The organism is Microbacterium sp. NPDC089696, from assembly GCF_044749125.1.
In the GTDB taxonomy this organism is placed as follows: domain Bacteria; phylum Actinomycetota; class Actinomycetes; order Actinomycetales; family Microbacteriaceae; genus Microbacterium.
The window spans coordinates 1726569-1741965 of sequence record NZ_JBIVHF010000001.1 but is presented as its reverse complement, the minus strand read 5'-3'; the positions used below and the strand labels follow the sequence as shown (position 1 = coordinate 1741965).

Below are 15397 nucleotides of genomic sequence, written 5' to 3'. Positions count from 1 at the left end.
CTCAGGCGAACAGTCCGGCTCCGACGTAGGAACCGGGCTCGGCCCCTCCCGGGATCGCCCAGATCCCGGAGCCGACGTGTCGGATGTACTCGTTCATCCGGTCGGTCGACAGCTTGCGCTGCAGCGTGATGAACTGCGCGGGGTCGCGCTGGTACGAGAGGAAGAAGAGTCCGGCGTCGAGGCGTCCGAGGTCGTTGTTGCCGTCGACGTAGTTGAACCCGCGACGGAGGATGCGGACGCCGCCGTTCTCTTCCGGATGGGCGAGACGCACGTGCGAGTTCGCGTCGATCTTCGACGACGAGAGGTCCGGCGCGGTGAACTCGTCGCCTCCGGACAGCGGTGCGCCCGCGCCCTTGTCCCGGCCGATGATCGTGTTCTGCTCGGAGAGGCGCACGCGGTCCCAGGTCTCGATGAGCATCGCGATCTTGCGGGCTACGAGGTACGACCCGCCGGCCATCCATCCCGGTTCGTCGGATGCCGCGACCCAGACGTCCTTCGCGAGCGCCTCGGCGTCGTCCGCGAGGATGTTGGCGGTGCCGTCCTTGAAGCCGAAGAGGTTGCGCGGGGTCGCCTGATCCGCGGTCGTGCGGGAGGTCTTCCCGAACCCGAGCTGCGACCAGCGCAGCTTCGCCCGGCCGAAGGCGATGCGGCTGAGGTTGCGGATCGCGTGCACCGCGACCTGCGGGTCGTCGGCGCAGGCCTGGATGCAGAGGTCCCCGTGCGAGGTCTGCGGATCGAGGTCGTCGCCGAGGAACGCGGGCAGACGTTCGAGCCCGGCCGGGCGACGCGCCGCGATGCCGTAGCGGTCGCCGTCCTCGTTCTCGAACAGGCTGGGGCCGAACCCGATCGTGATGGTGAGTCCTGCGGCCGGAAGCCCCAGCGCCTCCCCGGTGTCGTCCGGCGGCACCTCCGCGTCGCCCCCGACGGCGCCTGTCGCACTCACCTCGAGCCCCTGCGTCATACGCGAGGCCGCGTAGGTCCAGTCCTCCAGCAGGCTGACGAGGTCGTCGCGGTCGGTGCGCGGCATCATGTCGAACGAGGCGAAGTGCAGGTGCTCCTGCACGGGCGTCGTGATGCCCGCCTGATGCGGGCCGAAGAACGCGTAGGCATCCTCCGCCTCGTCGGCGGCGCGGGCCCGGCCGAGAGCGACACCACCCGCGAGTCCGGCGCCGACGCCGACGGCGAGCGAGGCGACTCCCCCGCCGAGGGCGAGGCCGAGGAGCCCTCGGCGGCTGAGCCCGGAGCGCGGGGCGTCTGCGGGTACGGACGCCGCCGCCGTCTCCGGGGTGGAGTCGGCGGCGGCGTCGTTCGTGCTGTCGTTCACCTGCGCGATCGTACTCTGCGGATCAGTCGAGGACCGTGCCGGTGAGCTGCGAGAGCGGCTCGGCGAGCGCGTTGATGAGGTCGGTGAACTCGCGCTTGTCGGCGTCCGTGAGCTCGGAGTACCCGACGAAGCCCTCAGCGAGGGAGCCGTGTGCCGCGAGCGAGGCCTCGAGCGCGGAGTACCCGTCCTCGATCTGGCCGACGAGCTTCTCGCCGTCGTCGCCCTGGGCGGACGCGAAGTCCTGCACGAGCGAGAACGCCATCTTCGACCCTTCGACGTTCGCCGCGAAATCGTAGAGGTCGGTGCCCGACCACCAGTCCTCCTCGCCGGAGATCTTGCCGGTCGCGACCTCGTCGAGCAGCGCGATCGCGCCGTTCGAGATGCCGCCGATGCCCTGGTCGTCGAGGCTGTCGGTGAAGTCGTCGGAGTGCACGTAGTCGTAGAGCTCCTGCACGTCGGCGAGCAGCGTGTCACCGTAGTCCGCGCGCTCCTCCGTCGTGGACGGCGCCCAGTCCTGCCACGCCGGGGTCTCCCCGTCGGCGTTCAGCGCGTCCTGCGCCGGGACCCACAGATCCTTCTCGATGCGGTGGAACCCGGTCCAGTCGAGGCCCTCCGCGACCGCGTCAACCTCGCGGTAGTCGATGCGCGGGTCGAGGGTGCCGAGCGCCTCGGCGACGGGTTCGATGCGCTCGTAGAAGGCGCGGGTCTGCGGGAACAGCGTGCGGGCGGTCTCGTCGTCGCCCGCCTCGTACGCGGCGACGAGATCCTCGACCGCGGGAACGAGCTGTCCGACCTGGTCCTTCACGAACGCGGCGTACAGGTCGACGGCCTGCTGCTTCTGCTCGGCGTCCTCGCCCGCGAGGGCGACCCGGTCACCCGTGACGGTGAACTCGGACCTGCCGACGCCGTCGCCGATCATCCCGGGCTTGCACAGCGTGAAGTACTTCCCGGGCTGCGCGACGACGGTCAGGGTGCGCGAGGCGGCGGGGGCGATGTTCTCGACCTCGCCCACGATGCGCAGCCCGTCCTCGGCCAGCAGGTAGAACTCCGTGGTCTGCGCGCTGTCGTTCTTCACATCGAACGTCAGCGTTCCGCTCTGCGCCGTCGACCCCGAGACGGAGCAGTCGGAATCGGTCGAGGCGACGTCGAACGCGGCCCCCGCGGCGACGTCGCTCTTCGCGACGCATCCGCTGAGGACGAGGACGGCCGCACCCGCGGCCGCGACGGCGGCGAGGACTCGGCGGGAGGTGGTCATGGTGCTCCTTGATCGGTGAGGGACGGCACGGGCTCATCCGCATGTGCGGGCTCGGGTGCCGTCCGAGGGGTGGCGGGCCGACGGGAGCGGACCCCGCGGACGAAGAGGAAGCCGACGACGAGCATGTACACGGCCCAGGCCGCGACCTGGAGCCACGTCATCCGCGGCATGAAGCCGATCGTGGCCTGGAGGATCGTCGCGAGGGTCCCGCCGGGCGCGATCACAGCGCTCACGTCGAAGGCCCAGCCGAACGGGAACGCAGCCCAGCCGGTCGCGACGGCTCCGGACACGGCGTCGATCGGGGCGACCGCGGTGAACGGCCCCGGCAGCGCTCCGGCCTCCTGCAGATCCATGACGGCGTAGGCCAGCACGCCCGCCGCGACCACGACGAGGAATCCGCTCGTCCAGGCGAAGAACCGGCGCAGGTCGAGCCGCACGGCTCCGCGCGCGAGCAGCCAGCCCACGACGACGGCCGTCAACAGGCCCAGAATGGCGCCGAGCAGCGCGGCGGGTGCATCGCCGAAGGACTGCACCATCGACCACAGCAGCAGGGTCGTCTCGATGCCCTCGCGGGCGACCGAGACGAAGCCGATCGCGACGAGCGCCCAGATCCCGCCCTGTGTGAGCGCTCGATCGATCCCGCCCTCGAGCGTCGCCTTCATGGTGCGCCCGGCCTTCTGCATCCAGAAGATCATCCAGGTGACCATGGCGACCGCGAGCAGCGACATCAGACCGCCGATGAGCTCCTGCGCCTCGAAGGTCAGCGAGTACGCGCCGAACGTCAGGATCGCGCCGATGCCGAGCGCCAGGGCGATGGCGAGGCCGACCCCCGCCCACATGCGGGGCAGCGCGTCCTTCCGGCCGAGGCGGCTGAGGTAGGCGACGAGGATGCCGACGACGAGAGCGGCTTCGAGGCCCTCACGAAGGCCGATCAGGAAGGTGGCGAGCACGAACGGGACTCTTTCACGGAAATGAGGTAAGGCATTCCTTACCGACAGGAGACTCTAGCACCACGTCGACGCGTGTTTCGACAGGATGCGCCACGCCACCGCTCGGGTAATCCGACGCAACACTCGCCCCGTGCCCGTCGAGACCGACTTACGCTCAGGTCATGGCTGATCTCTCGCTCCCCATCCTGGACCTGTCCCAGCTCGACGCCGGCCCCGTGGCCGCTGCGACGTTCCGCGACGAGCTGCGCGCCGCGACGCACGACGTCGGCTTCTTCTACCTCACCGGCACGGGCATCTCCCCCGAGCTCGAGGCCCGGCTGCACCGCGCGGCCCTCGACTTCTTCGCCCTGCCCGAGGAGGACAAGCTCGCGATCGAGAACGTGAAGAGCCCGCACTTCCGCGGGTACACGCGCATCGGTGGAGAGCGGACGCAGGGCAAGGTCGACTGGCGGGAGCAGATCGACATCGGCCCGGAGCGCGAGCCCGTCGAAGGCGGCCCCGTGTTCAACCGGCTCACCGGACCGAACCTGTGGCCCGCGGCGCAGCCCGAGCTCAAGGCCGTCGTGACCGAGTGGCACGACACCCTCACCGAGATCGCCCGCAAGCTGCTGCGCGCCTGGGCCGTGACGCTCGGCGCGGAGGAGACGTACTTCGACGAGCCGTTCCGCGACCCGTCGACGCTGATCAAGATCGTCCGCTACCCGGGGACGCACGAGCCCGAGCCGCAGCAGGGCGTCGGCGCGCACAAGGACTCGGGAGTGCTCACGCTTCTCTGGGTCGAGCCGGGCAAGGGCGGCCTGCAGGTCGAGCGCGACGGCGAGTGGGTGTCGGCCCCGCCCGTCTCCGGCGCCTTCGTCGTGAACATCGGCGAGCTGCTCGAGTACGCCACCGGCGGTTATCTCAAAGCCACGAACCACCGCGTGATCTCGCCCAGGGCGCCGGAGGAGCGCATCTCGATCCCGTTCTTCTTCAACCCCGCGCTCGATCAGCAACTGCCGCTTCTGGAGCTCCCGGCCGACCTCGCGGCCGCCGCGACCGGGATCACGGAGGATCCGAGCAATCCGATCCACGCGACCTACGGCGAGAACGCCATGAAGTCGCGGCTGCGCGCGCACCCGGACGTCGCGGCGATCCACCATCCCGATCTGGTGAAAACATCCGCCTGACGGATCAGGGCGGAGCGGCGCCGCCGAGGGCCACGATCTCGCGCAGGGCGTCCAGGTGTCCTGCGAAGGCCTCCCGCCCCTCGCGCGTCGATCGCACCCATGTGCGCTGACGCGTGCCCAGCGCCGCTTTGCGCGCCAGGACGTAACCCGCCGACTGCAGGTGCGAGATGGACTTGCTGAGCGGCGAGTCCCCGCATTGCAGGATCTCCCGCAGGGTCACGAAATCGAGTTCGATGCCCTCGCCGAGCGACGCCAGAATCGAGAAGCGGATGGGCGACGCGAAGTTGTCGTCCAGCCTCGTGCGCGGATGAGGCATCCGGGTTCCGTCAGCCACGGCGGGGATGTCCCTGCGCGAACGAGACCGCGACGAACAGCACCAGCACGACCGCGCCGAGCGACACGCCGACCGAGGAGAGCCCGCGGGCGCCGAGGTCGAGCATCACGACGCCGACCAGCGCGACTCCCGCGACGGCGACCGCGACGACGTGGGGCCAGCGCCAGACGGCACCGATCTCCGACAGCCCGATCTCCGTGTCGGACGCGAAGAGCCAGACGGCGACACCCAGGACCACGAGCAGCAGGAGGACCGTCCTCAGGACGTCTTCCGGCGCCGCCGCGAGCGCGGTGAGCGCGCCGAAGGTCACCCCGACGAGGATGGTGCCCCACCGTGCGGCGCGGTCGAGCGGAGCAGAGGGCGCCACGGGCGGTCGGGGATCGCGGCGGGCGCGGATCAGTCCTGCCGCGGCGTACCCTCCGAACCCGAGCGCGAGGAGACCGACCGACGCATAGAGGGGCAGCACGGGGAATGACGGGACGAACACCGCGGCGAACATCAGCACGAGAACCGCGGCCAGCAGAACGCCCCCTCCGAGGATGAGCGGCCAGTGCGCCCGTGTGAGCCGGCGCTGCATTCCCCAGCGCTGCGCCATGCCCGAGGACAGCTGCCCCCAGACGAGGAAGGCGAAGACGAGCACCTGTGCGAGGCCGCCGTCAGCGCGCAGCTGCGTGGCGAAGACCAGCAGGTACACGGCGAGGATCCCGGTGTTCGCGATCTGGAGCCACGCCAGCGCCCGTCGGTCGATCGTGCGCTCGCGGCGCTGCGCGACAGCATCCGCTTCGTCGAGGAACCGCTGCGCGATATCGGCATCCGGCTGCGCGAGCGCCTCATGCCCTGCGACTGGTTTCTGCTCCATGACTCCCCCGCCCGCTTCCTGGTGGCCCGCCCGCTTTCCTGAGGGAAAGCTCTCTACTTTCCTAACGGAAAGCGTATGGAGGATCAACCCCCGGGCGCGACGAAGGCCGCCCCACACCGTGGGGCGGCCTTCTCAAGAATGTTTTGCGCGATTGTACGCGGGGGCGCTCTGCGTTATCGGCGGAGACCCAGGCGTGCGATCAGCGAGCGGTAGCGCTCGATGTCGACGCTCTGGAGGTAGCCGAGCAGACGACGGCGCTGACCCACGAGCAGGAAGAGGCCACGACGCGAGTGGTGGTCGTGCTTGTGCTCCTTCAGGTGCTCGGTGAGGTCCTTGATGCGCTGCGTCAGCATCGCGGCCTGCACCTCGGGGGATCCGGTGTCACCGGGGTGCGTCGCGTACTCTTCGATGATCGCCTTCTTGACGTCTGCTTCCAGTGCCATAGATTCGATCCCCTCTCTGCTTGTTGCGCGGCGCCCGACGCCTGATGCGAGGGCTCTCTTTATCCGCGGCCGATCGAACGGCAACCTGAAGAGTCTACCAGGCATCCGCGCCGCTCATTGACCGCCTCCGCCCGCCCGCCTCCGCCCCTCGGATACGCTCGGAGGATGCACGACAGGCACCACCCGTGAGCGCCGCTCGCAGCCACCTCATCGACCTCACCCCGCTGAAGGCGAGCCCCGCGTTCGCCCGGATGTGGATCGGCTCCTCCCTCGCCGGGATCGGCGGCCAGCTCACGATCGTCACGGTCATGCTGCATGTGTTCGCCCTGACCGGCAGCACGTTCGCGGTGTCGATGATCGCCGTCGCCGGCCTTGTCCCGATGGTGCTCGCCGGCCTCTACGGAGGGATGCTCGCCGACGCGTTCGACCGCCGCAGGGTGGCGCTGATCGCCGCGACGGTGACATTCGCCTCGACCGCCCTCCTCGCGGCGCTCACCTGGACCGGCGCCGAGACGATCTGGTGGCTGTACGTCCTCAGCATCGTCAACTCGGCCGCGAACTCGGTCGGGATGGCCACGCGCACCGCGATCGTGCCCCGTCTGATCCCCCGCGACCTGCTCGCGGCGGCCTCAGCCCTCAACGGCGTCGCGTTCGGGCTCACGGTCATGGCGGGCCCGGCGCTCGCCGGCATCCTCGTCGCCCTCACCGGCTACGGCTGGACGTACACGATCGACGTGGTCCTCATGCTGTCGATGTTCCTCGGGCTGTGGACCCTCCCCGCCCTGCGACCCGAGGGCGACATCGTGCGCCCCGGCCTGGCCTCGCTCGTCGACGGCTGGCGCTTCCTGCGCCGCGCGAGCAACATCCGGATGCAGTACGTGATCGACATCATCGCGATGACGTTCGGACAGCCTCTCGCCCTGTTCCCCGCTCTGGGCACCCTGCTGCTGGGCGGCGGCGCTGTCACGACCGGCGTGCTCACGGCCTCCGTGGCGGTCGGCACCTTCGCGTCGAGCCTGTTCTCCGGCCGTGTCGTGCAGTACCGCTGGCACGGACGAGGGATCGCCCGCGCCGTCGAGGTGTACGGCGCGGCGATCCTGCTGTTCGGCGTCGTGCTGCTGATCGGCGCGTTCTCGCCGCCCGTGTCGGAGAGCGCTCCGAACATCGCGCTCATCGTCGCCGCGTGCGTGGCTCTCGCCGTCTCGGGCGCCTCCGACAACGTCAGTTCGATCTATCGGAACACCATGATGCAGGCCGCCGTGCCCGACAGCATGCGGGGGCGCCTGCAGGGGGTCTTCATCGTGGTCGTCGCGGGCGGCCCCCGCCTCGGCGCGCTCTACGCCGGGGCTCTCGCCTCGCTCACCACCCTCTGGTTCCCGCCGTTGCTCGGCGGGTTCCTCGTGATCGCCCTCGTGGCGATCCTCGCGGCACGCAGTCCGCGCTTCCGGTCGTACGACGCCGAGAGCCCGGCGCCCTGACGACGAAGAGCCCCGCCCTCACGGACGGGGCTCTTCCGGGCGATCCGAGGATCAGGCCTCCTGCTGCAGAGCACCCTGCAGGTCGAGGTTGATCGTGACGTCCTTGCCGACGAGCACGCCGCCGGTCTCGAGTGCGGCGTTCCAGGTGAGGCCGAAGTCCTCGCGGTTGATGACGGCCTTCGCCGAGGCACCCGCCTTGTAGTTGCCCCACGGGTCGGAGCCGAAGCCGCCGAAGTCGACCTCGAAGGTCACGGGCTTGGTGATGCCGCGGATCGTGAGGTCGCCGTCGACGAGCAGCTCGCCGTTCTCGGCGCGGGCGCCGGTCGAGACGAAGTCCATGGTGGGGAAGTTCTCGGAGTCGAAGAAGTCGGCCGAGCGGAGGTGCTGGTCGCGGCCCTCGTCCTTGGTGTCGACCGAGGTCACGTCGACGCTCGCCTCGACCGTGGCGTCGAGCGGGTTCTCCGGTGCGACGAGCGTCGCGCTCTTGGCGCCGAAGGTGCCGCGGACCTTGGAGATCATCATGTGGCGGACGCTGAAGGTCACTTCACTGTGGGCCGGGTCGAGGACGTAGGTGCCGGGACGGTAGCCGGGGATGTCGATGGTCATGTGGTGCTCCTCTGATGACGTCAGTCGCATCTGCGACGATGAACGCGTGCCGCTGGCGCGGCATCACGGGAGATAACTTACATGCACTTGCATGTATTCCCCTGAGTGCGGAAATTTCTCAGAACGACGGAAGGCGCCGCATCCGAGGGATGCGACGCCTTCCGCGACTCGCGCGAGGACTCAGCCGACCGCGACGAGATCGATGATGAAGATGAGGGTCTTGCCCGACAGGAAGTGACCCCCGCCTGCGGGGCCGTACGCCAGGTGCGGCGGGATCACGAGCTCGCGGCGTCCGCCGACCTTCATGCCGGGGATGCCGTCCTGCCAGCCCTGGATCAGGCCGCGCAGCGGGAACTGGATGGTCTCGCCGCGCCCCCACGAGGAGTCGAACTCCTCGCCGGACTCGAACTCGACGCCCGCGTAGTGGACGGTCACGGTGTCGCCGGGCTTGGCCTCGGCTCCGTCGCCCTCGATGAGGTCGCGGATCACGAGCTCCGAGGGAGCGGGGGCGGTGGGGGCGTCGAACTCAGGCTTCGTACGATCAGTCATGCCCTCCATCCAACCCGAGCCCGGAAGCACGGTCAACGCGACGGGACCTGCTCACAGCGAACACCCCGAGGCGAGGGGTCTTGACACCCGCAGGACGCGGGTGCACCCTGGTCGTAGACCAACTCAGCGCCCGGGAGACATGCAGGCATCGCCGCAGCACCGGGCGCTGAGTCTGTCTCCGGACGGCGCTCAGTCCCGGCGGGGAGCCCCGGCGCCGTGCTTCTCGGCATACCCGCTGAGCATGCGCGCGAGCTCCTCCGGCCTGCTCAGCGCGACGCAGTGGCTCCCGTCGATCTCGTCCGCGACCACGCCCAGCCGATCGAGTGCGAGGCGGCGGAGGAACTCCGGCGGGAAGAACCGGTCCTGCGTGCAGACGATGAACTCGGTCGGGACGTCCGGCCAGGCGGCCAGGGGCCACGGCGTCTCCATCGCCGCGGCGGAGGGATGCGCGCGCTCCCGACCGATCGCCTCAGCCGCGAGCTCACGCGGCACGTCGTGGTAGAAGCTCACGAAGGGGTCGTCGTTGCCGGTGAGGCCGCCGTCCGCGGCCGCCTGTGCGGAGACCGCCTCGCCGAAGCCGGTGTTCTCCCACCAGTCCTCTGGCCGCTCCCCCGGCCGAGGGATCATGCCCGCGAGCAGCACCAGGGCATCGGCGTGCAGCCGCTCGGCGACCAGCGGGGCGGTGAAGGCTCCGAACGAATGGCCGACCACCACTCCTCCCCGGAGCCCTTCGAGGTCGGCGACGACCGCGTCGGCATAATCGTCCAAAGTCGCCGTGTCGTCGTCGGCCAGGAGGTCGGGGGCGAAGACGTCGTGACCTGCGCGCCGCAGCGCCGCGGCGACCAGGTGCCAGGACCAGCCCACATCGCCACCACCGTGCAGGAGGACGAACGCAGTCATGGTCGTGATCCCCTCAGTAGGCGAGCAGTGCCGCGCGGGCCGCCCTGGTGCGCACGAGCAGTGCCTGCTCCTCCGCGGGAGCCATCGGATCGCGACCCGTGATCGCCCGCTGGCGCACGGCGGCGAGAGTCGTGGCGTCCTTGATGAACTCGCGCATCAGCGGGCGTCGGTCGCCGCGCAGCTGCGCCGCCCAGCGCAGGCCCGTCTTGCGTCCGGCAGGGGTCGCGAGCATCGTGACCTCCTCCGGCGTGAACCATCCGGCGGCCGCGTAGTCGCCGAGACGAGCCTTCGTGAGCCGTGCTTCCTCTCGCCGCAGCGCCACGACCCCGAGGATGAAGCCCACGAACAGCGGGACCTGCAGCACGAAGTAGAGCAGGAAGAAGTTCGCGAACGAGGAGCCGTTCCACAGCCCGTGCAGGAACATCGCGCCGAGCATCCCGAGCAGACCGAAGCCGATGGCCGCACCGGTGGAGGCACCACGACGCGCGGCGAGACCGATCGCGAGACCGGTGAGCGAGGTGAACATGGCGTGCGCGAACGGCGACATGATCGCTCGCAGGATGAACGTCACCGTGAGCTGCTCGCCTCCGCCCTCGATGAGACTGATCGCGAAGTACTGGATGTTCTCCGTGAAGGCGAAGCCCGCCCCCACGAGGGCGCCGTAGACCACGCCGTCGACGGGGCCGTCGAACGAGCGGCGCGCGATCAGGAAGATGAGGAAGACGCCGACGCCCTTCCACAGCTCCTCGACCACGGGAGCCTGGATGACGGCTCCCGCGACCTCGTTGCGCGGACCGCCGAGGACGATCGAGAGACCGAGGTCGACCAGCAGGGTCAGGCCGACGGCCGCGATCGCCCCCCACGCGATGGCGAAGAACACGAGGGACTTGGGCTCCGGCTCCCAGCGGTCGATCATCCGGACGACGAGGAACACCGCGGTGAGAGGGATCAGCGCGAGCACGAGGCCGATGACCGACGCGAGAGCACCGAGGAACAGGCCGAAGTAGGCGATGAGTGCGAGGAGCAGCAGGCCGAGGAAGCCGAACAGCACACCGAGCGCGATGCGACCTCCCCGTTTGCCCGAGGGCAGCGCCGGAAGTCCCTGCGAGGGCGACGGAGCGACCGGGGCGGGCGGCGAGTACGGCGTGGGCTGTGCGAGCACGGAGGCGTACGTCGGTCGCTGCGAGAACGCGGCCGGCGTGTAGGCCGACTGCGCGTACTGCTGCGCCCCGTACTGCGGCGCCTGCTGCGGATACTGCACCGCGGGCTGTTGCGGCTGGGGCGGAGCGTACCCGGGCTGCACGTGAGCGGGCTGCCCCGCGGGCGGCTGAGCAGGCGGCGGGGTGTACGGCGATGGCTGCGACGGTCCTCCGGAACTCATAGCGACAGCATATTGGCTACAACCACCGCGGTCCGGCTCTGGTGACTTCCTCCAGCGCCGAGCGTGCGGCACCGGATAGCGTAGAGGCATGCGGTTCGCTCATCTGCGTCGCGCCGACTCCTCTGCCGCGAAGCTCGCGGTCGTGGACGGCACCGATGCCATCCTCGTCTCAGACCTCCTCTCCGATGCTCCGGCGACCCTGCAGCAGCTCATCGAGCGGGGAGCACCGGCCCTCGATGCGCTGCGCGCCGCCCTCGCCGACGGCTCAGCCCCGCGCCACGCGCTCGACGACTGGGACTTCGCATCCGCTGTGATCGCTCCCCCCGCCGTGCTGGCCGTCGGACTGAACTACGCCGCCCACTCCAGCGAACTCGGCCTCAAGACCGACGCGGCGCCGACCGTGTTCACGCTGTGGCCGAACTCCCTGACCGGGCACGAGCAGACCACCTCATGGCCGCGTGCGCTCAGCGAGGCGGTCGACTACGAGGCGGAGCTCGGCGTGCTCATCGGCACCCCCGCGAAGGACGTCTCCGCCGACGAGGCCCTCTCCCACGTGTGGGGCTACACCGTGGTGAACGACATCACGGCGCGCAACGTGCAGTTCTCCGAGGCGCAGTGGTCGCGGTGCAAGTCCTTCGACGGGTTCACCCCGACCGGTCCGTTCGTGGTGACCGCCGACGAGATCCCCGATCCGCAGGACCTCCACATCTGGGCCGTGGTCGACGGCCAGACCGTGCAGGACGCGAGCACCGACCAGATGGTCCGCTCCGTGGCGACCCTCATCGCGCACCTGTCGCAGTCGCTCACCCTGCTTCCCGGCACGCTGATCTCGACGGGCAGCCCCGGCGGCGCCGGCTACTCCCGCGATCCGCAGATCTTCCTGCGCGACCGCTCGACGGTGACGGTCGGCATCGACGGGATCGGCGAGCTCACCACGCACTGCCGCGTCCTCGACTGACCCGCGCGCACGAGAACGGCCCCGGCGGATCGCCGGGGCCGTTCTGCGTGTTCTCCTCGGACCGGGATCAGATCTCGATGAGGTCCTCGGGCGTGATGACCGGGATCGCCGCCGTGACGGCCTCGAGGCCCGAGAGCCGCGCGGGCGAGAGCTGCTTCATGACCTCGTCGCGCGACATGAGACCGGCCTCGACCACGAGGTCGGCGACGTTGCGGTTCGTGAGGAGGGCGGTCTTCGCGAGGGCGGCTGCGGCGGCGTAGCCGATGAAGGGGGTCAGCGCCGTGATGACGCCGACCGAGGCGCCCACCATCGCACCGAGACGGTCGCGGTTCGCCGTGATCCCATCGACGCAGTTGACGCGCAGCGTCCACATCGCCTGACGCATCCAGGTGATCGACTGGAAGATCGAGTGGGCGATCACCGGCTCGAAGGCGTTGAGCTGCAGCTGGCCGGCCTCGGCCGCCATCGTGACGGTCATGTCGGCGCCCGCGACGGCGAAGGCCACCTGGTTCACGACCTCGGGGATCACGGGGTTGACCTTGCCGGGCATGATGCTGGACCCCGCCTGCATCGCCGGGAGGTTGATCTCGCCGAGTCCCGCCTGGGGCCCCGACGACAGCAGTCGAAGGTCGTTGCAGATCTTCGACAGCTTCATGGCGTTGCGCTTGAGCGTCGACGAGAACGACATGAAGGAGCCCGTGTCGCTCGTGGCCTCGACGAGGTCGCCCGCGGTCACGAGGTCGAGCTCGGTGATCTCGCGCAGGTGCTTGAGCACGGCGGGTGCGTAGTCGATGTGGGTCGTGATGCCGGTGCCGATCGCCGTGGCGCCCATGTTGATCTCGAACATGAGCGAGGCGTTCTCGGTGAGGCGCGTGTGGTCGTAGCCGAGCGTCGTGGCGAAGCCGTGGAACTCCTGGCCGAGCGTCATCGGCACGGCATCCTGCAGCTGGGTGCGACCGACCTTGAGGACGTCGTGGAACTCGTGCGACTTGTGCAGGAACGAGATCCGCAGGAGGTCGAGCTCCTCGAGCAGCGAGCGCAGCGTGAGCGACAGCCCGATCTTGACCGCGGTCGGGTACACGTCGTTGGTCGACTGGCTGCGGTTGGTGTGGTCGATCGGCGACAGGAACGCGTAGTCGCCCTTCTCGCGCCCGGCCATCTCGAGCGCGATGTTGGTGATGACCTCGTTCGCGTTCATGTTCGTCGAGGTGCCGGCACCGCCCTGGATGACGCCGACCGTGAACTGGTCGTGGAACTCGCCGTCGATCACACGCTGCGCGGCGCGGTCGATCAGGTCGGCGCGCTCGGGATCCAGCACACCGATCTCGCGGTTGGCGCGGGCACTGGCCTGCTTGACCATCGCCAGAGCGATCACGAGGTCCGGGTACACCGAGATGGGCCTCTTCGTGATCGGGAAGTTCGCGTCGGCGCGAGCCGTGTGGATCCCCCAGTACGCATCGACCGGGATCTCCATGCTCCCCAGGGAATCGGTCTCGGTACGGGTCAGTGCGGGCGCGGCAGAAGCCATGTCACATCCTTGTGGGTAGTGGCGAGTGTGTGAAGCGGGGGATGCGACAAGTCTACGCCCGAGCGCATGCGCCCACCGGGATACGTCCGCGCGTCACCGCTTGCGCGAGAACGCCTCGAGACGTCCGTCCGGGCCCAGGCGGGCCATCTTCTCGAGCCATGCCTCCGAGAAGTACGTGCCGGTGGGCGCGTCGACCACGGGCACGACCGTGTGGGTGATCGTGTCGGAGTGGACGTGCACGAGCTGGAACGCCTGCGCCGCATCCATCCCGTTCACGTCCGCGGCCGGGAGGGCGACGTTCATCGTGTAACAGGTGGCCGAGGAGACGCTCACCGGCACGCCCGCGAAGGTCCCGTGCGAGGAGTAGTGCAGGTGGCCGGCGAGGATGCCGCGCACGTCCGTGCCCCGGATCACGTCGGCGAACTCGTCCTGGTGTCGCAGCTCGAGGATGTCGAAGAGCGGCAGGTGGCTCGGGAGCGGCGGATGGTGCATCGCGAGCAGCGTCCCGTGCGGTGCCGGTTCCCGGAGGACCTCGGCGAGCCAGGCCAACTGCGCCTCGTCGAGGTCGCCGTGGTGCCAGCCGGGGACGCTCGAGTCCAGAGCGATCAGACGCAGGCCGTCGAGATCCCAGACGCCCGTGACCGGTTCCTGCGTCGGAGCGAGGTCGAGCAGCCCCTCACGGAGCGCGGGGCGCTCGTCGTGGTTGCCGGCGACCCAGACGACGACCGTGCCGAGCTCGGCGGCCACTGGCTCGACGGCGGCGCGCAGTCGGCGGTACGCGTCGGGCTCCCCCAGGTCGGTGAGGTCGCCCGTGATGACGATCGCCGCCGGGCTCGGATGCACGGCCCTGATCGCGTCGAGTGTGCGCGCGAAGGTCGACTCCACGTCGTACCTCCCGCCGAGCCGGGCGCCGCCGGCCAGGAAGTGCGGATCGCTCACGTGCACCACGACATGGGAGGCCGGACGGTGACGTCCGAACACGTACTCGCTCTCGGAGGGCGCGGTCATGCCACCAGCCTAGGGTGCGCGCCGTCACCGTCATCACGTCAGCTGTAGTGCTTCCGCTAGAGTGCGGAGATGGCCAAGAACGAGACCCGCCGGCGAGAGATCGCGGATGCCGGGCTGCGCGTGCTCGCGAACGAGGGCTCCCGCGGTCTCACCCACCGCGCGATCGATCAGGAAGCGGGGCTGCCGGTCGGCACGACCTCGAACTACTTCCGCACCCGCGACGCGCTGATCGAGGGACTCGTCGATCGCATCGGCGAACGCCTCGCCCCCACCGACGACGACCTCGCCCGGCGTGCCGCCGATGCGCCCAGCCCCGCACTGTTCGCGGACTACCTGCGTGACATCGTGAGGCGGCTCTCCGCCGACCGCGACGTCACGGTGGCACTGTTCGAGCTGCGCCTCGAGAGCAGCCGCCGTCCGGAGATCGCCGCGCTGCTCGGCGCATGGCAGCGCGCGGGGTTCGAGGGCGACGTCGCGTTCAACGCCTTGGCCGGCCTCCCCGGGGGACGCCGGGAGATCGCGCTGTTCCACTACGCGATCGACGGCCTGCTGCTCGACCGGCTCACGACGCCGATCGACCCCGAGACGTCGACCGACGACATCATCGACGACCTGGTCGCCGGCCTCCTGCGCTGATCGCGCGCGGCCTCTCGGCCCC

At 69.8% G+C, this 15397-nt stretch carries 16 protein-coding genes; 4 read left to right on the top strand and 12 right to left on the bottom strand.

The window, feature by feature from the left end; translation table 11 throughout:
- Position 1 precedes the first annotated feature (1 nt).
- The 3 genes from efeB to efeU are packed head-to-tail and all read right to left on the bottom strand — an operon-like array spanning position 2 to position 3529.
- Complete coding sequence (gene efeB, locus ACIPY8_RS08595; protein ID WP_400816993.1) at positions 2-1324, bottom strand: iron uptake transporter deferrochelatase/peroxidase subunit; 1323 nt, start codon at positions 1322-1324, stop codon at positions 2-4.
- 22 nt (positions 1325-1346) lie between these two features.
- Positions 1347-2579, bottom strand: coding sequence for an iron uptake system protein EfeO (gene efeO, locus ACIPY8_RS08590; RefSeq protein ID WP_400816991.1), 1233 nt, complete (start codon positions 2577-2579; stop codon positions 1347-1349).
- On the bottom strand, positions 2576-3529 hold the full coding sequence (gene efeU / locus ACIPY8_RS08585; RefSeq protein WP_400816989.1) for an iron uptake transporter permease EfeU: 954 nt from the start codon (positions 3527-3529) through the stop codon (positions 2576-2578). Before efeU ends, efeO begins: the two co-directional genes overlap by 4 nt.
- Positions 3530-3690: 161 nt before the next feature.
- Between efeU and ACIPY8_RS08580 the strand changes: the two genes are divergently transcribed.
- On the top strand, positions 3691-4695 hold the full coding sequence (locus ACIPY8_RS08580; RefSeq protein ID WP_400816987.1) for an isopenicillin N synthase family dioxygenase: 1005 nt from the start codon (positions 3691-3693) through the stop codon (positions 4693-4695).
- 4 nt (positions 4696-4699) lie between these two features.
- Here the strand turns inward: ACIPY8_RS08580 and ACIPY8_RS08575 are convergent, their stop codons facing one another.
- The 3 genes from ACIPY8_RS08575 to rpsO form a co-directional block, all read right to left on the bottom strand.
- Positions 4700-5029: a transcriptional regulator gene (locus tag ACIPY8_RS08575; RefSeq protein WP_400816985.1), complete on the bottom strand. Its 330-nt coding sequence runs from the start codon at positions 5027-5029 to the stop codon at positions 4700-4702.
- A complete protein-coding gene (locus ACIPY8_RS08570; protein ID WP_400816983.1) occupies positions 5022-5888 on the bottom strand; it encodes a hypothetical protein in 867 nt (288 codons plus the stop codon). Before ACIPY8_RS08570 ends, ACIPY8_RS08575 begins: the two co-directional genes overlap by 8 nt.
- A 173-nt stretch (positions 5889-6061) precedes the next feature.
- Positions 6062-6331 carry a 30S ribosomal protein S15 gene (gene rpsO, locus ACIPY8_RS08565; protein ID WP_017203073.1) on the bottom strand — a complete coding sequence of 90 codons (270 nt, stop codon included), beginning with the start codon at positions 6329-6331 and terminating at the stop codon, positions 6062-6064.
- A 185-nt stretch (positions 6332-6516) separates the two neighbouring features.
- On the opposite strand from rpsO, the gene ACIPY8_RS08560 reads away from it, so the two are divergent.
- Entirely contained in the window at positions 6517-7809 is a 1293-nt protein-coding gene (locus ACIPY8_RS08560; protein WP_400816981.1) for an MFS transporter, read from the top strand.
- 51 nt (positions 7810-7860) lie between these two features.
- Here the strand turns inward: ACIPY8_RS08560 and ACIPY8_RS08555 are convergent, their stop codons facing one another.
- From ACIPY8_RS08555 to ACIPY8_RS08540, 4 genes are all read right to left on the bottom strand, one after another.
- Positions 7861-8415, bottom strand: coding sequence for a YceI family protein (locus ACIPY8_RS08555; RefSeq protein WP_400816979.1), 555 nt, complete (start codon positions 8413-8415; stop codon positions 7861-7863).
- 180 nt (positions 8416-8595) lie between these two features.
- Positions 8596-8964, bottom strand: coding sequence for an FKBP-type peptidyl-prolyl cis-trans isomerase (locus tag ACIPY8_RS08550; RefSeq protein WP_050721230.1), 369 nt, complete (start codon positions 8962-8964; stop codon positions 8596-8598).
- A gap of 189 nt (positions 8965-9153) precedes the next feature.
- Positions 9154-9864: an alpha/beta fold hydrolase gene (locus ACIPY8_RS08545; RefSeq protein ID WP_400816978.1), complete on the bottom strand. Its 711-nt coding sequence runs from the start codon at positions 9862-9864 to the stop codon at positions 9154-9156.
- 13 nt (positions 9865-9877) lie between these two features.
- A complete protein-coding gene (locus ACIPY8_RS08540) occupies positions 9878-11245 on the bottom strand; it encodes a PrsW family intramembrane metalloprotease (protein ID WP_400816977.1) in 1368 nt (455 codons plus the stop codon).
- 88 nt (positions 11246-11333) lie between these two features.
- Here ACIPY8_RS08540 and ACIPY8_RS08535 point away from each other — a divergent pair, with 88 nt between their 5' ends.
- Positions 11334-12203 (top strand): fumarylacetoacetate hydrolase family protein, encoded by an 870-nt coding sequence (locus tag ACIPY8_RS08535; RefSeq protein ID WP_400816975.1) that lies wholly within the window; start codon positions 11334-11336, stop codon positions 12201-12203.
- 67 nt (positions 12204-12270) lie between these two features.
- On the opposite strand, the gene ACIPY8_RS08530 is transcribed toward ACIPY8_RS08535, so the two are convergent.
- Together ACIPY8_RS08530 and ACIPY8_RS08525 are read right to left on the bottom strand one after the other, a co-directional pair.
- Positions 12271-13731 carry an aspartate ammonia-lyase gene (locus ACIPY8_RS08530; protein WP_400816973.1) on the bottom strand — a complete coding sequence of 487 codons (1461 nt, stop codon included), beginning with the start codon at positions 13729-13731 and terminating at the stop codon, positions 12271-12273.
- A gap of 93 nt (positions 13732-13824) precedes the next feature.
- Positions 13825-14739 carry a phosphodiesterase gene (locus ACIPY8_RS08525; RefSeq protein WP_400816972.1) on the bottom strand — a complete coding sequence of 305 codons (915 nt, stop codon included), beginning with the start codon at positions 14737-14739 and terminating at the stop codon, positions 13825-13827.
- Positions 14740-14808: 69 nt separating this feature from the next.
- On the opposite strand from ACIPY8_RS08525, the gene ACIPY8_RS08520 reads away from it, so the two are divergent.
- Positions 14809-15375 (top strand): TetR/AcrR family transcriptional regulator, encoded by a 567-nt coding sequence (locus ACIPY8_RS08520; RefSeq protein WP_400816970.1) that lies wholly within the window; start codon positions 14809-14811, stop codon positions 15373-15375.
- Positions 15376-15397 lie beyond the last annotated feature (22 nt).

Coding starts and splice junctions, on each gene's coding strand:
- efeO (WP_400816991.1), bottom strand. CDS start 2,579: ATGACCACCTCCCGCCGAGTCCTCGCCGCCGTCGCGGCCGCGGGTGCG.
- ACIPY8_RS08580 (WP_400816987.1), top strand. CDS start 3,691: ATGGCTGATCTCTCGCTCCCCATCCTGGACCTGTCCCAGCTCGACGCC.
- ACIPY8_RS08570 (WP_400816983.1), bottom strand. CDS start 5,888: ATGGAGCAGAAACCAGTCGCAGGGCATGAGGCGCTCGCGCAGCCGGAT.
- rpsO (WP_017203073.1), bottom strand. CDS start 6,331: ATGGCACTGGAAGCAGACGTCAAGAAGGCGATCATCGAAGAGTACGCG.
- ACIPY8_RS08555 (WP_400816979.1), bottom strand. CDS start 8,415: ATGACCATCGACATCCCCGGCTACCGTCCCGGCACCTACGTCCTCGAC.
- ACIPY8_RS08550 (WP_050721230.1), bottom strand. CDS start 8,964: ATGACTGATCGTACGAAGCCTGAGTTCGACGCCCCCACCGCCCCCGCT.
- ACIPY8_RS08545 (WP_400816978.1), bottom strand. CDS start 9,864: ATGACTGCGTTCGTCCTCCTGCACGGTGGTGGCGATGTGGGCTGGTCC.
- ACIPY8_RS08540 (WP_400816977.1), bottom strand. CDS start 11,245: ATGAGTTCCGGAGGACCGTCGCAGCCATCGCCGTACACCCCGCCGCCT.
- ACIPY8_RS08535 (WP_400816975.1), top strand. CDS start 11,334: ATGCGGTTCGCTCATCTGCGTCGCGCCGACTCCTCTGCCGCGAAGCTC.
- ACIPY8_RS08530 (WP_400816973.1), bottom strand. CDS start 13,731: ATGGCTTCTGCCGCGCCCGCACTGACCCGTACCGAGACCGATTCCCTG.
- ACIPY8_RS08525 (WP_400816972.1), bottom strand. CDS start 14,739: ATGACCGCGCCCTCCGAGAGCGAGTACGTGTTCGGACGTCACCGTCCG.
- ACIPY8_RS08520 (WP_400816970.1), top strand. CDS start 14,809: ATGGCCAAGAACGAGACCCGCCGGCGAGAGATCGCGGATGCCGGGCTG.